Origin of the sequence: Kitasatospora sp. NPDC088861 (genome assembly GCF_044750105.1) — a bacterium.
Lineage (GTDB): Bacteria > Actinomycetota > Actinomycetes > Streptomycetales > Streptomycetaceae > Kitasatospora.
Map to the genome: position 1 here is coordinate 257,116 of NZ_JBIVJF010000003.1, position 13,542 is coordinate 270,657.

Here is a 13,542-nt window from a genome sequence, read left to right on the forward strand (position 1 = left end):
GGAGGAGGCCGTCCCCAGCCGGGGGCGGCCTCCTCGCGCATCTGGCGGGGCCGACCCCTCACCGAAGCACTGAATCATTGCTTCAATGCTTTCATGGCCTACCGACGCACGCCCGCCGTCCAAGCCCGGCTGGACACCCAGCGCGAGGCCGTGCTGCAGGCGGCCGTCCTGCTGCTCGCCGAACGCGGCTACGGCGGCTGCACGATGGCCGCCGTGGCGGACCGCGCCGGGATCGCCACCGGAAGCCTCTACCAGCACTTCGCCAACAAGGCCGAGCTGTCCGTGCAGCTGTTCCGCCGGGTGGTCACCCACGAGATGGCGGCCGTCAACGCGGCCGTCGCCCTCCGGGAGGGCCCGCGGCAGCGGATCGCCGCGGTCGTCGAGACCTTCGCCGCCCGCGCCCTGCGCGCGCCCCGGCTGGCGTACGCGCTGCTGGTCGAGCCGGCCGACGCGGTCGTGGACAGCGAGCGCCTGGTGTTCCGCCGGGCGTTCCGGGACGTGATCGCCACCGAGATCGCCGCCGCCGTGGCGAGCGGCGAACTCCCCGAGCAGGACCCGGTGCTGACCGCCGCCGCGCTGGTCGGTGCGGTCGGCGAGGCGCTGGCCGGCCCGCTCGCGGCCGCGCCCGCGCCCGCGCCTGAGGCAACGGCCGCGCCCGCACGGACGGCCGCGCCCACGAAGCCGGCGGGCACCACCGACGTGGTCCCCGCCCTGGTCTCCTTCACTCTGCGTGCCCTGGGAGGACGCGATGACAGCGACGCATGAGGTCACCAACCAGGTGCCCCTGCCGTACGGACACGACACCGCCGCCGATCCGACCCTGCTCGCCGCCCTGCACCGGGCCGGCGCCGGCTGGGCCGAGGCCGAGCTGCACGAGCTCGGCCGCCTGGCCGGCTCCGAGCAGGCCGCCGAGTGGGGCCGGCTGGCCAACGAGAACCCGCCCGTCCTGCGCACCCACGACCGCTTCGGCCACCGCGTCGACGAGGTCGAGTTCCACCCGGCCTGGCACGAGCTGATGCGCACCGCCGTCTCCCACGGCCTGCACGCCGCGCCCTGGCGGGACGAGCGGCCCGGCGCCCACTCCGCCCGGGCCGCCAAGTTCTTCGTCTGGGGGCAGGTCGAGGCCGGCCACACCTGCCCGATCTCGATGACCTACGCCGCCGTCCCGGCCCTGCGCGCGAACCCCTCCCTGGCGGGCGAGTTGGAGCCGCTGCTGGCCGCCACCACGTACGACTTCGGGCTGCGCGAGCCGCGCACCAAGCGCGGGCTGATCGCCGGCATGTCGATGACCGAGAAGCAGGGCGGCTCGGACGTCCGCACCAACACCACCACCGCGACCCCGCACCCGGACGGCACCTACCGGCTGACCGGCCACAAGTGGTTCACCTCGGCGCCGATGTCCGACCTGTTCCTGACGCTCGCCCAGGCGCCGGGCGGGCTCAGCTGCTTCATGCTGCCGCGCGTCCTCCCGGACGGCACCCGTAACCGCCTCCAGCTGATGCGGCTCAAGGACAAGCTCGGCAACAAGTCCAACGCCTCCGCCGAGCTGGAGTACGACGGCGCGGTCGGCTGGCTGGTCGGCGAGGAGGGGCGCGGGGTGGCGACCATCATCGAGATGGTCAACATGACCCGTCTGGACTGCACCGTCGGCGCCGCCTCCGGCATGCGCTACGGCGCCACCCGGGCCGTGCACCACGCCCTGCACCGGCGCGCGTTCGGCCGGCCGCTGGTGGACCAGCCGCTGATGCGCAACGTGCTCGCCGACCTGGTGGTGGAGTCCGAGGCGGCCACCGCCGTCGCGATGCGGCTCGCCCAGAGCACCGACCTGGCCCTGGCCGGGGACGAACCCGAGGCGCTGGTACGGCGGTTGGGCCTGGCGGTGGCCAAGTACTGGGTCTGCAAGCGCGGCCCGGCGCACGCCGCCGAGGCGCTGGAGTGCCTGGGCGGCAACGGCTACGTCGAGGAGTCCGGGATGCCCCGGCTCTACCGGGAGGCGCCGCTGGTGTCGATCTGGGAGGGCTCCGGCAACGTCGCCGCCCTGGACGCGCTGCGCGCCATGGCGAAGCGCCCGGAGACGGTCGAGGCCTTCCTCGGCGAGCTCGACGCCGCCGCCGGGGCGGACCGCCGGCTGGACGCGGCCGTCGCCGACCTGCGCAAGCAGCTCACCGACCAGGCCGACCTGGAGTACCGGACGCGCCGGCTGGTCGAGTCGATGGCGCTGGCCTTCCAGGGCGCGCTGCTGGTCCGCCACGGCAGCCCGGCGGTGGCCGACGCGTTCTGCGCCACCCGCCTCGCCGGCGACCGCGGCTCCGCCTTCGGCACCCTGCCGTCCGGCGTCGACACCGCCGGGATCATCGACCGGGCCCGCCCGGTGCCGGCGTGAGCGAATCCCAGGAGGTCCGCGCGTTCTGGCAGGCCCTGGGCCTGCCAGGCCTCATCGACGTGCACACCCACTTCATGCCGAAGAACGTCCTCGACAAGGTGTGGGCGTACTTCGACGCGGCCGGCCCGCTGGTGAACCGGCCCTGGCCGATCACCTACCGCGAGGCCGAGGAGCAGCGCGTCCAGCGGCTGCGGGACTTCGGCGTCCGGGCGTTCACCTCGATGCTCTACCCGCACAGGCCCGGCATGGCCGGCTGGCTGAACGCTTGGTCGGCCGACTTCGCCGCCCGCACCCAGGAGTGCCTGCACACCGCGACGTTCTTCCCCGAGCCCGAGGCGCCCGGCTACGTGGCCCGCGCGATCGAGGACGGCGCCCGGGTGTTCAAGGCGCACGTGCAGGTCGGCGGCTACGACCCGGCGGACCGGCAGCTGGACGAGGTGTGGGGGCTGCTCGCCGAGACCGGCACGCCGGTGGTCACCCACTGCGGGTCCGGACCGGTGCCGGGCGACTTCACCGGCCCCGGTCCGATCGGCGAGGTGCTGAAGCGCCACCCCGGACTGGTCCTGGTGGTCGCCCACCTCGGCATGCCCGAGTACCGCGACTTCCTCGACCTCGCCGAGCGCCACCCGGCCGTCCGGCTGGACACCACGATCGCCTTCACGGACTTCGCCGAGGCCGACGTCCCGTTCCCGCGCGCCGAACTGCCGCGCCTGCGCGGCCTCCAGGACCGCGTCCTGCTCGGCAGTGACTTCCCCAACATCCCGTACCGGTACGTGCACCAACTGGAGGCGCTGGCCGGGCTGGGGCTGGGGGAGGAGTGGCTGCGGGCCGTCTGCCACGACAACGCCGCCGGGCTCTTCGGGCTGCCGGGCTGAGGCGGCCGGTCGCCGGGGGCGCGGCCCTGAGCACCCCGGCGACCGGTCTCGGCCCCGGGCCCTTACCTGCGGGGTAATCGACGCCCGGCGGCCGGGCGGGCAGGGTGGGGGGCCCGGCCGGCGTCACCGCCGCCGGGCCCCATCCCCGTCAGGAGGCTGACCCGCCATGTCCGCGAACACCCTCACGCCCGCCCGCCCCGGCTCCGCCTCCCCCCGGTGGACGGTGCGCGGCGTGCTCGCCCTGGACGCCCTGGTCACCGGCGGCAACGGCCTCGTCTACCTGGCCTTCGCCGGCCCGGTCGGCGAACTGCTCGGGGTCGGCCGTAGTGTCCTGCTCGCCCTCGGGCTCTTCCTCACCGGCTACGCCCTCGGGGTCGGCGCCCTGGCCGCCCGCCGGTGGCCGCCGCGGCTCGCGGTGCGGGCGGTGATCGACCTCAACGCCGTCTGGGTGGTGCTCAGCCTGGTGGCGATGGCGGCCTGGCTGGAGCCGACCACGGCCGGTGCCGTCTGGATCCCGGTGCAGGCGGTGGTGGTGGCCCTGTTCGCCGTCCTCCAGTTCACCGCGCTGCGCCGACGCGACGGTCGCGTCGGCCGCGTCGGGGGCGTCGGGGGCGGCACCGAGGGGCGCCGCACCTGAACCGGGGTCAGCACTCCGGGCCGACCGCGTCCTGGAGGAACCGCACCGTCTCCGCGTCGGCCGGCAGGAGGGTCTCCATGGCCAGCTCGGAGACCGTCACGTCCAGCGGCGTGTTGAAGGTCGTGATGGTGGACAGGAACGACAGCACCCGCCCCTCGTGCCGGATCCGCATCGGCAGCGCGAACGGGAACAGCCCGGCGCCGTCCGCCTGCTCCCCGCCCGGGCCCGGGTCGTCCGCCGCCGTCGGGTAGCCGGCGACCTCCTCGTACAGCCGCCGCAGCGCCTCGCCGCGCAGCAGCTCGATCCGGTGCTCCACCCGCTCCAGCAGGTGCCGCCGCCACTGCGGCAGGTTCACGATGCGCGGCGCCAGCCCCTCGGGGTGCAGGGCGATCCGCATCGCGTTGAGCGGCGGTTCCAGCAGGTGCGGGGCGACGCCGTCGAGGAGCAGCCCGAGCGAGCGGTTGGCCGCCAGCACCCGGAAGGTCCCGTCGACGACCAGCGCCGGGTACGGGTCGTGGGCGGCGAGCAGCCGCTCCAGGCCGCCGCGCAGCGCGTCCATCGACGGGTCGTCCAACGGCGTCTCGGGGAAGTGCGGGGCGTAGCCGGCCGCGAGCAGCAGGGTGTTGCGCTCGCGGACCGGGACGTCCAGGTGCTCGGCGAGCCGCAGCACCAGCTCCCGGCTCGGGCGGGACCGGCCGTTCTCGACGAAGCTGAGGTGCCGGGTCGAGGAGTCCGCCCGCAGGGCCAGTTGCAGCTGGCTGAGCTGTCGCCGTTCGCGCCAGCCGCGCAGCAGCGGACCGACTCCGGTACCTGTCGGGCTGCCCATGCCCGCCATGATCGTCATGGCCAGGACGGTACTGGACCGGGCCCGCTCCAGGGGAGAGGGCCTTCCGGCCCGGTCGGCGTGGCTCCGGGCGGCACGCCTGGGCGGTGGAGTCCCTCGTTCGGTACGGCTTCGGGAGCCCGGCTCAGACGCCGGTGCTCGACCCCGGCCGGATGACCATCAGCACCACGACCACCGCCCACAGCAGGTTGAACACCCCGGCCGTCATCGGCAGCAGCCGCAGGCCCTGGACGGCCTTGGCGTGCTGCCCCGGCGCGGTGTCGGCGCCGAGCGCGTCCACCGCGGCCTGCTGCCCGGGCAGGACGAAGAGCAGCAGCGAGAGCGCGGCGATCGCGGTGAGCACCATCGAGACGATGATCCAGGACTGCCCGAGCACGTCCATCACCTGGGCGAGGCCGATGCCCATCACCGGCACCGCGACCCCCAGCAGGGCGTAGACCTGGGTGATCCGGTGCAGGATCCGCAGCACGCCCGCGTCCGAGGCCTGGTCCGGCCCGCCGGCCAGCGCGGCCTTGGCCCGGCGCGGGAACATGCTGACGGCCACCGCGACCGGGCCTATGAACAGGACCGACGCGAGGACGTGCAGGCTCAGCAGGAACTTGGCCATGGCGGGGACACCCTTACATCCGGCGGTGGGCAGCTGGTGCGGCGGGCGTCCGGTGGCGGCGCGCCCGCGATCAGGCACGCTAACACCGCTTATCCGGGGGCCCGCCGCGCGGGTGGGCGTGCTCGTTCCGCAGGACGGCGGAGCTCCGCCCTGGTCAGCCCGCCGTCGTCAGCCGGACGATCCTCGGCGCGGCGGTGCTGACCGCCGCGACGGCGGCGCCGTGCTCCGGGTCGGCCCAGTCGAGCAGGTGCAGGTCCTGGTGGCGGCTGCGCAGCGGGGCGCCGGGCGGGACGTCCAGGGGCAGGTCGGACAGGTCGACGGAGGCCAGGGTGTCCAGGGTGGCCCGCCCGATCTTGATCAGCGACTCCTTGCGCACCCACAGCCGCAGGAACGCCTGGTCCGGCTCCGGTGCCGTCTCGACCAGGCGCAGTTCGGCGGGGGAGAGCACCCGGCGGGCGACCGCGCCCAGCGACCCACCGCGCGCGGCCAGCTCGACGTCCACCCCGACCGGCTGGTGGCCGGCTCCGGCCGCGACCACGCCCCGGGTGTGCGACAGGCTCACGTGCACCTCGGGGTGGTCCGGCAGGTACGGCTTGCCGTGGTCGGCCAGGCCGCAGTCCGGGCACTGCTGGGCGAGCGTGAGCGAGGCCGCCGGGACGTCGAGCAGCCGGGCGGCGCAGAGCCGGACCAGCACGTGGCCGGCGGTGAAGTCGATCCGCCCGGACTCGTGCCGGAAGCGGGCGGCGCGTTCGAGTTCGAGGGGGGTGAGCAGGTGCTCGCCCGCTTCGGGGTGCCGCAGTACGGCGTCGGCGGACGCGACGGCGACGAGCGGCGTGCTCTGGTCCTGGGCCTCGGAGGTCATTGCTCCAACCTAACGGGCGCGGGCGTCGGGCGGGGGCGGCGCGGAGGTCGTCCGGGCAGGGCCGGTGGGAGGCGACTGCTGCGCCGCGCGGTGGATTCTCGGATCGGATCTGAGGATCTGTAGGGTAGGAATCGCCCGATTTGATGTTGGATGTCCCGGATCTGCGGGATCGCCAGCAGATAGTACGAACGGGGCAGGTTGTGCGCACCTGCTCCTTTTCCTATGCGCGGAGGAATGTGTCGATGGGTCAGGGCACCGGTACGCCGGATCACAGAACGACCGCCGTGAGAAGAGAACCCGCCACCCGCAGGCGTCGGACCGTCCGGGTCGCCGTGGCGACCGTCGTCGCGGCGCTGCCGCTGGCGGCCGTGCTGACGGTCGGTTCGGCCGCGCCGCTCGCCCCGCCGCTGGGCGCCTGCACGGGCCCCGACTGCCCCGCCACCTGGCCGCCGCCGAACAACGGCGACTTCCCCGGCCGGGACGCCAGCATCAACGTCTTCACCGGCGGCGACTACACCGTGACCGGTCGCGCCGCGGAGGCCGAGGGCAAGATCGTCGCGCTGGGGAACCTGACCGTCGAGAAGAACGGCGGCGGCATCTACAACATGGGCGTCGTCGGCGTCGGCTCGCGCGTCGTGCCGCCCAACGGCAGCGACTTCGTCACCACCGGCGGCAACGTCGACGTCGTGACCGGCAACTCGATCCTGATCGGCGGGAGCGACTCCCACGGCCCGGCCTTCGGCAACCTGCGCCACGCGGGCAGCGTCACCGGCACCGTCAGCATCGACCCCACCGGCCAGTCGATCCAGGACCCGAACGCCGCCGCCCCGTACCAGACGGTGCTCACCCAGATCGAGGAGATCTCCGACTGCGTCGGCAAGGCCGCCGCGACCGGCACCGTCGACATCTCCTCCAGCCAGGCGACCCTCACCGGTGACGGGACCAGCCTGAAGCAGGTCTTCAACGTCACCCAGAACCTCGCCTCGCCGAGCGGCGGGCAGATCGGACTGGTCTTCAACAACATCCCGGCCGGGGCCACCGTCGTGGTGAACATGCTCGGGGACAGCCCGATCATCAACACCTACACGGGCACCGGCCTGGCCGGGGACCAGACCACCGACATGCGGTCGAAGCTGATGTACAACTTCCCGACCGCGACCTCGGCGCAGATCCTCGGCAGCGCCCAGTTCCAGGGCTCGGTCCTGGCCGGCAACCCGGGCGGCACCACGACCATCGCCCAGCCCGGGATGAACGGCCGGGTGTACCTCGCGGGCAACCTGATCCACACCGGCACCGGCGGTTACGAGATCCACAGCTACCCGTTCGACGGGGACCTGCCGGACTGCCAGACGACGCCGAGCCCGTCGCCGTCCACCTCGCCCTCTTCCTCCCCGTCCTCCTCGCCGTCGTCGTCGCCCTCCTCTTCGCCGTCGTCGTCACCGTCCTCCTCGCCCTCTTCCTCCCCGTCCTCCTCGCCGTCGTCGTCGCCCTCTTCCTCGCCGTCGTCGTCACCGTCCTCCTCGCCCTCGGCCAGTCCGTCCAGCTCGGGTCCGGCCCCGACCAGCCACCACCCGTCCGAGCACCCGACCAGCCACCACCCCGGTGGCGGTGGTGAGCTGCCCTCCACCGGCGCGGGCAACGCCCCGGTGGTCTTCGGCCTGGCCGGCGTCGGCCTGCTCGGCCTCGGCGGTCTCGCCGTCCTGGCCGCCCGCCGTCGCGGTCGCCACAGCTAGGGCCTGCCCAGCGCAAGGACGCCCGAGCAGCAACAACGGCCCAGGCCGCCCGTGTCGACCCCGACCGGGCGGCCTGGGCCGTGTCGACGGCCCGCCGCAGGCATGCGTCGGCCCCTCGCCCAGCACGGGCGAGGGGCCGACGGCGGCTCAGCGGGAGCGGAAGAAGCGGTCCACCGTGCGGCGGCCGGCGGCGACGGCGTGCACCGGTTCACCGACCACCCGGCCGGCCAGCGTCACGGCCAACTCTCCTACGTCCTGCCGGAGTTGTTCGGCGGCTTCGGCCCGGTCGGCGGCGATCCGCGCGTGGGTGGCGGTGACCAGCCGGTCCCGGTCGCGGATGCCCTCCGCGCGGGCCGCGGCGACGGCCGCCGCGCCCTGCTCGGCGTACTCCTGTCGGATCCGGGCCGCCTCGTGCCGGGCCTGAGCCAGTTCCTGCCGGCCGGCGTCGTGGGCGGCCTCGGCTTCGGCGCGGATGGCTTCGGCGCGTTCGGCGCGGCCCTCGGTCGCGTCCCACCGCTCGGCCTGAATCCGCTCGACGCGGGGGAGGATGCGGTGGCCCAGCGTCCACGTGATCAGGAAGAACAGGGTCAACCCCAGGGCCAGCATGAAGGGTTCGGGCGAAAGCGGTCCGAGTTCGATGTTCACGCAAACCTCCCCTTGTGGCTGACGGTGAGTCAATCAGGAGGTTTCCCAAGGGTGATGAGGGTCGAACTTTACCTGGGCATGACGTGCGTCACTGTTCCATGGCGGGCCGCGGCGCGGCGCCGGGCCTCAGGTCACCTCGCCCCGGAGGGAGAACCGCTCCTCCCGCCACTCCCCGCCGGCCAGCACCTCGGCCAGCTCCCGGGCCGCGTCCCAGGCGTCGGTGTACGAGAGGTACAGCGGGGTGAAGCCGAACCGCATGAGGTCGGGCGCGCGGAAGTCCCCGATCACGCCGCGCGCGATCAGCGCCTGCACCACCGGATAGCCGTCGGCGTGCCGCAGCGCGACCTGGCTGCCCCGCCGGGCGTGCTCGCGCGGGGTCACCACCTCGATCCCGTCCAACCCCTCGACCAGTCCGATGAACAGGTCGGTCAGGGCCAGGCTCTTCGCCCGGACGGCGGCCGGGTCGGCGCGCTCCCAGACGTCCAGGCTCGCGCCCAGCGCGGCCTGCCCGAGCAGCGACGGCGAACTGGTCAGGAAGCGCCCGATGCCCGGCTTGGGGTCGTACCCGGGCTCGAAGGCGAACGGGCGGGCGTGCCCGAACCAGCCGCTCAGCGGCTGCCGCGGGCCGGCCGCGAGGTGCCGCTCGGCGACGTACAGGAAGGCCGGCGAGCCGGGGCCGCCGTTCAGGTACTTGTAGGTGCAGCCGACCGCGAAGTCCGCTCCCGCGGCGCCGAGTCCGACCGGCAGCGCGCCCACCGAGTGGCAGACGTCCCAGATCATCAGCGCGCCCGCGGCCTGCACCCGGGCGGTGATCCCGGGCAGGTCCAGCAGCTCGCCGGTGCGGTAGTCCACGTGCGAGAGGACGACCGCGGCGACGTCGCCGTCCAGGTGCCGGTCCAGCTCCTCGGGCCGGACCAGCACGCTGCGCGCGCCCTCGACCAGGCCGGTGGCGCCCTCGGCGATGTACAGGTCGGTCGGGAACGCCTCGCCGTCGCCCAGCACCGTGCGCCGCCCGGGGCGCAGCCGCAGCGCGGCGACGAGCACCTTGAACAGGTTCACCGAGGTGGTGTCGCAGACCACCACCTCCTCCGGCCCGGCCCCGACCAGCGGGGCGATCCGCCGCCCCAGCCGGTAGGGCTGCTCGAACCAGCCGGCGTCGTTCCAGCTGCGGATCAGCTCCCGGCCCCACTCCTCCTCGACCACCTGCCGCACCCGCTCCGCGGTGCGCACCGGCAGCGCGCCGAGCGAGTTCCCGTCCAGGTAGACCACCCCGTCCGGCAGGGCGAACTCCTTGCGGAACGCCGCCAGCGGGTCGACGGCGTCCAGCGCCGCGCACTCCTCGCGCGTGACCATGCCCATCCCCTCGTTCACAGCTCGTCCCGGATCGTCCACAGCTCCGGGAACACGTCCTGCTCGGCGGACCTGCGCAGCCAGCTCAGCCCGCTGGAGCCGCCCGAGCCGGGCTTGCCGCCCATGGTCCGCTTGACCGCGGACAGGTGGCGCTGGCGCCAGCGGGTGACCCGCTCGGCGACGTCCAGCAGCGCCTCGGCGAGCGGCCGCAGTCCGGCGTGCTCCGGGTCGGTGTAGACCAGGCGCCAGGCCGCGGCGACCTCGTCGCTGGCGCGGTAGCGCTCCTCGGAGGGCTCCGGGCGCAGCGGCAGGCCGCGCCGTGCCAGCAGGGCCAGCGCGTCGTCGTACAGGCCGGGGGAGCGCAGCGCCTCGGTCAGCTCGGCCTGCGTCCGCGGCATCCCGTCGTACATCGTGAGCAGTGCGGCGTTCTTGTTGCCGAGCAGGAACTCCAGGTGCAGGAAGGCCGCGGACTGGAAGCCGGAGGCCTGGCCGAACGCCGCGCGGAAGCCGTTGAACTCCTGCGGCGTCATGGTGGCCAGCAGGTCCCAGGACTCCACCAGCACGTCCTGCACGTGGGTGCCGCGCCGCAGCGCGGCCAGTGCGGCGGGCAGGTCGTCCTCGCGCAGCGCGCGCTGGGCGAGCGTCCACTCGTGCCGCAACAGGTCGAACAGCAGCTCCATCACCTGCGTGGTGACGATGAACGACAGCTCGGCCGGCACCTTGCTGCGCGGGTGCTGCAGGCTGTGCAGCTCGTCCAGGCACACGTAGCGGGCGTACGGGGTGCCCCGATCCGGCTCCCCGCGCCGACCGAACGACAGGCTGGGCGTCTCCACCGTGTCGTGCCCCATCCCGATTCCTCCTGATCCACCCGGGCCCGTCGCCCGGACCGGCGACCAGACGGATGGCCTGGTTCCACCGGGGTGCCCATTGTGCGGCGGTGCGACCCCCCGGTTGAATGGTCGACGGACACCGCAACCGCGATCCGGGCTGTTGTTCGCGAGGCGTTCGGCCGATTCGCTTTACGATCGCGAAACCACCCATTCCAGTCACTCCGGGAGCCGCCATGGACGCCGTCGACCGCCGCCTGCTGGCCGAGTTGCAGACCGACGCCCGGCTCTCCTACAACGAACTCTCCCGCCGGGTGAGCCTGTCCGCACCTGCGGTGGCCGAACGGGTCCGCCGACTGGAGTCCGACGGCGTGATCACCGGGTACCACGCCCACGTGGACCTCAGCCGGGCCGGACTGCCGATCACCGCGCTGGTCCAGATCCAGTGCTACGGCCCGCGCTGCGTGCTGCGCGACCCCCAGGTGGCCGCCTGGCCGGAGGTGCTCCAGTTGCACCGGGTCACCGGAGGGGCCTGCTGCGCGCTGCTGGTCGCGGTGCCCACGATGGCCGATTTCGAGGCCCTGTGCGACCGGCTCGGCGGCTACGGCCAGCCGTCCAGCTCGATGATCCTCTCCAGCCCGGTGCCTTGGCGGCCGGTGGTCGCGCCCGCCGGGGCGTAGGAGCCACAGCGCCACAGCGCCACAGCGCCACAGCGCGATGGCGCCGTCGCGACCGCAGTGCGGCCCGGGGCCGGAACGGTAGGTTCCTCGGCATGCCGAACGAGCGCCACATCCTGCTGCTGCCCGGGAGCCTGCGGGCCGGTTCCGCCAACGAGACGGTGCTGCGCACCGCCGCCGCCGTGGCCGCCGCCACCCCGGGCCTGCGGGCCACCTACTACGCGGGGCTGGCCGGCCTGCCGCACTTCAACCCGGACCACGACACCGACCCGCTGCCCGGGCCGGTGGCCGCCCTGCGCGCCGCCGTCAGGGCCGCCGACGCGCTGCTGGTCTGCACCCCCGAGTACGCCGGGACGCTGCCCGGCTCCTTCAAGAACCTGCTGGACTGGACGGTCGGCGGGACGGAGATCGCGGACAAACCCGCCGGCTGGATCAACGCGGCGGGCCCGGGCCGGGGCCAGGGCGCCGAGGCCACCCTGCGCACCGTCCTCGGTTACACCGGCGCGGCGGTGGTGGACGGGGCCTGCGTCCGCATCCCGCTGGACCGCGGGGCGGTCGGCCCGGACGGGCTGGTCGCCGATCCGCTGGTGCGGGAGCGGATCGGCGAGGTGCTGGCCCGGCTGGCGGCGGCCGCGGTCTGACGGGCGGCGGTCTGACGGGTGGCGGCCTGACGGGTGGCGGCCTGACGGGCGGCGGTCGGGCTCAGTGCCCTTCGGGCAGGTGGACCCCGAGCCCGGCCAGGCCGGTCAGGAACAGCTCCACGCCGACCGCCGCCAGCAGCAGCCCGAGCAGCCGGGAGAGCACCTCCAGCGAGGTGCGGTGGGTGCGCTGCATCAGCGGCGCCAGCAGAGCCACGCAGACGTAGTTGATCACCACGACCGCGAGGTAGGCCCCGCCGATGGTGGCCTTCCAGCCCCAGTCGTTGCGGGCGAGCGAGGCGACCAGCACGGCGGTGACCGCGAGCGGGCTGGCGATGTACGGCAGCAGCAGTTCGCGGATGCCGTCCACCATCGGGTTCGGCAGGTGGTCGTCGTCCTCGTTCTCGCCGCCGAGGTGGACGCCGAAGACCAGCGCGACCGCGTAGATGAAGAAGATCGTCCCGCCCGCGAGCTGCAGCGACTGGTCGCTGATGTGGAAGAGCGTGGTGACCTCGTCCGCGGTGAAGCCGAGCACCAGGCCGATCACCGCCGAGATGATCGTGCTCCACGCCGCCAGCCGTCGCAGTTCCCGGGTGCTCCGGGTGGAGGCCAGCCGGGCGAAGGCCAGCAGGACCTTGGGCGGGCCGACCACGGCGAAGAAGGTGATGAAGGCGCTGCTCAGATTGAAGACGAACATGCGCCAAGCATGACCGCGGTGGCCGGTGCGGCCGCTCCGCCACGCCACGCCCCGCGGTCGGGCGTGGCGTGAATCTCGCCGGGGAGCGGTTCATTCCCGGTCGCCGACGAATTCGCCCGGATGGCCGTCCTGGCTCGAACGGGTGCGCGCTCTCGGCTCCCATGGAAGTCGGATCACCTCCCCGGGAACGAGGATGCGACATGTGTCTGAACCGTAAGGACCTGGGCCTGCTGGCCCTGCGCGGCGCGGTCGGCGGGGTGCTGATCGCGCACGGCACCCAGAAGCTGTTCGGCTGGTTCGGCGGCGGAGGCCTGGAGGGTACCGCCCAGGCGATGGAGCACATGGGCTTCCACCCCGGCCGACAGAGCGCCATCGCGGCGGGCGCCGGTGAGGCGGGCGGCGGCGTGCTGCTGGTCGCCGGGCTGGCCACCGGCGCGGCCGGCGCGGTGGTGGCCGGGACGATGGCCGGCGCGGTGGCGGTGCACGCCCCCGGGGGCTTCTTCGCGACCTCCGGCGGCTACGAGTACCCGGCCTTCCTCGGCGCGGCCGGGCTGGCGCTCGGCCTGGCCGGTCCGGGGCGGTACTCGCTGGACCACCTGACCTGCCACGTCCTCGACCAGCCGTGGATGGGCCTGGTGGCCTTCGCGGGGTCCGTCGCCGGGGCGTACGGCGTGGTGGCGCGGCGCCGGCACGTGGTGCGGCTGCGCGAGGAGCGGGCCGCGATGGAGGCGGACGAGCAGGAGGGCTCGGGGCTGTCCTGACGCGCC

At 74.1% G+C, this 13,542-nt stretch carries 15 protein-coding genes; 8 read left to right on the plus strand and 7 right to left on the minus strand.

Annotated features, from left to right (window positions below; genetic code table 11):
- Positions 1-93: 93 nt before the first annotated feature.
- The 4 genes from ACIP37_RS07920 to ACIP37_RS07935 all read left to right on the plus strand — a co-directional run bounded on the left by ACIP37_RS07920 (position 94) and on the right by ACIP37_RS07935 (position 3,895).
- Entirely contained in the window at positions 94-765 is a 672-nt protein-coding gene (locus ACIP37_RS07920; protein ID WP_400805495.1) for a TetR/AcrR family transcriptional regulator, read from the plus strand.
- Entirely contained in the window at positions 749-2,383 is a 1,635-nt protein-coding gene (locus tag ACIP37_RS07925; protein WP_400805496.1) for an acyl-CoA dehydrogenase family protein, read from the plus strand. The genes ACIP37_RS07920 and ACIP37_RS07925 overlap by 17 nt, the downstream gene beginning before the upstream one ends.
- Positions 2,380-3,258 carry an amidohydrolase family protein gene (locus ACIP37_RS07930; RefSeq protein ID WP_400805497.1) on the plus strand — a complete coding sequence of 293 codons (879 nt, stop codon included), beginning with the start codon at positions 2,380-2,382 and terminating at the stop codon, positions 3,256-3,258. The genes ACIP37_RS07925 and ACIP37_RS07930 overlap by 4 nt, the downstream gene beginning before the upstream one ends.
- Before the next feature lie 166 nt (positions 3,259-3,424).
- On the plus strand, positions 3,425-3,895 hold the full coding sequence (locus tag ACIP37_RS07935; protein WP_400805499.1) for a hypothetical protein: 471 nt from the start codon (positions 3,425-3,427) through the stop codon (positions 3,893-3,895).
- Between the two features lie 7 nt (positions 3,896-3,902).
- Here ACIP37_RS07935 and ACIP37_RS07940 read toward each other — a convergent pair whose 3' ends face one another.
- The 3 genes from ACIP37_RS07940 to ACIP37_RS07950 all read right to left on the minus strand — a co-directional run bounded on the left by ACIP37_RS07940 (position 3,903) and on the right by ACIP37_RS07950 (position 6,208).
- The gene (locus ACIP37_RS07940) at positions 3,903-4,739 is read right to left on the minus strand and encodes a helix-turn-helix domain-containing protein (RefSeq protein WP_400805501.1); all 837 of its coding nucleotides are present in this window, start codon (positions 4,737-4,739) and stop codon (positions 3,903-3,905) included.
- A gap of 124 nt (positions 4,740-4,863) precedes the next feature.
- The gene (locus ACIP37_RS07945; RefSeq protein WP_400805503.1) at positions 4,864-5,346 is read right to left on the minus strand and encodes a DUF2269 family protein; all 483 of its coding nucleotides are present in this window, start codon (positions 5,344-5,346) and stop codon (positions 4,864-4,866) included.
- A gap of 154 nt (positions 5,347-5,500) precedes the next feature.
- A complete protein-coding gene (locus ACIP37_RS07950; RefSeq protein WP_363580742.1) occupies positions 5,501-6,208 on the minus strand; it encodes a 4'-phosphopantetheinyl transferase superfamily protein in 708 nt (235 codons plus the stop codon).
- Positions 6,209-6,492: 284 nt separating this feature from the next.
- On the opposite strand from ACIP37_RS07950, the gene ACIP37_RS07955 reads away from it, so the two are divergent.
- Complete coding sequence (locus tag ACIP37_RS07955; protein WP_363580744.1) at positions 6,493-7,941, plus strand: choice-of-anchor A family protein; 1,449 nt, start codon at positions 6,493-6,495, stop codon at positions 7,939-7,941.
- Between the two features lie 147 nt (positions 7,942-8,088).
- Here the strand turns inward: ACIP37_RS07955 and ACIP37_RS07960 are convergent, their stop codons facing one another.
- The 3 genes from ACIP37_RS07960 to ACIP37_RS07970 form a co-directional block, all read right to left on the minus strand.
- Positions 8,089-8,586, minus strand: a complete 498-nt coding sequence (locus ACIP37_RS07960; protein WP_363580746.1) for a hypothetical protein — start codon at positions 8,584-8,586, stop codon at positions 8,089-8,091.
- Between the two features lie 126 nt (positions 8,587-8,712).
- Positions 8,713-9,939: a kynureninase gene (gene kynU, locus ACIP37_RS07965; protein ID WP_363580748.1), complete on the minus strand. Its 1,227-nt coding sequence runs from the start codon at positions 9,937-9,939 to the stop codon at positions 8,713-8,715.
- A 14-nt stretch (positions 9,940-9,953) separates the two neighbouring features.
- Positions 9,954-10,784, minus strand: coding sequence for a tryptophan 2,3-dioxygenase family protein (locus tag ACIP37_RS07970; protein WP_363580750.1), 831 nt, complete (start codon positions 10,782-10,784; stop codon positions 9,954-9,956).
- Between the two features lie 215 nt (positions 10,785-10,999).
- Here ACIP37_RS07970 and ACIP37_RS07975 point away from each other — a divergent pair, with 215 nt between their 5' ends.
- Together ACIP37_RS07975 and ACIP37_RS07980 are read left to right on the plus strand one after the other, a co-directional pair.
- Positions 11,000-11,443: an Lrp/AsnC family transcriptional regulator gene (locus ACIP37_RS07975; RefSeq protein WP_063347413.1), complete on the plus strand. Its 444-nt coding sequence runs from the start codon at positions 11,000-11,002 to the stop codon at positions 11,441-11,443.
- A 92-nt stretch (positions 11,444-11,535) separates the two neighbouring features.
- Positions 11,536-12,081 carry an NAD(P)H-dependent oxidoreductase gene (locus tag ACIP37_RS07980; protein WP_363628616.1) on the plus strand — a complete coding sequence of 182 codons (546 nt, stop codon included), beginning with the start codon at positions 11,536-11,538 and terminating at the stop codon, positions 12,079-12,081.
- A 61-nt stretch (positions 12,082-12,142) separates the two neighbouring features.
- Here ACIP37_RS07980 and ACIP37_RS07985 read toward each other — a convergent pair whose 3' ends face one another.
- Complete coding sequence (locus tag ACIP37_RS07985) at positions 12,143-12,775, minus strand: MarC family protein (protein WP_400805506.1); 633 nt, start codon at positions 12,773-12,775, stop codon at positions 12,143-12,145.
- Positions 12,776-12,975: 200 nt separating this feature from the next.
- Here ACIP37_RS07985 and ACIP37_RS07990 point away from each other — a divergent pair, with 200 nt between their 5' ends.
- On the plus strand, positions 12,976-13,536 hold the full coding sequence (locus ACIP37_RS07990; RefSeq protein ID WP_363580756.1) for a DoxX family membrane protein: 561 nt from the start codon (positions 12,976-12,978) through the stop codon (positions 13,534-13,536).
- Positions 13,537-13,542: the final 6 nt, after the last annotated feature.